Source organism: Bradyrhizobium sp. LeoA1Lang, assembly GCF_055413685.1.
Window position 1 is genome coordinate 1 of the sequence record NZ_JBVAPG010000707.1, and the last position, 246, is coordinate 246.

Below are 246 nucleotides of genomic sequence, written 5' to 3' on the forward strand. Positions count from 1 at the left end.
GGGTGGGCCGTCGCCGCCGGCGGTCGCCTACGTGTTCGCCGAGGGCCGCGGCACCGAGGAGATCGCCGGACAATTGACGGGTTTTTCCGGCATTCTGCAGGTGGATGGTTATGCCGCCTACAAAGCACTCGCCCGCAGCCATGGCAGCGCGATCCAGCTCGCGTTTTGTCTTGCTCACGCCCGCCGCAAATTTGTCGAGGTCTACAAGACGACGCAGTCGCCGTACGCGCGCGAGGTGATCGAACG

1 protein-coding gene is annotated in these 246 nt (G+C 65.0%); it reads left to right on the forward strand.

Going from position 1 to position 246, the window contains the following annotated elements; genetic code table 11:
- Positions 1–246, forward strand: a 246-nt coding sequence (locus ACZYOF_RS45035) for an IS66 family transposase (RefSeq protein WP_463719732.1), incomplete at both ends; no start/stop codon positions are given.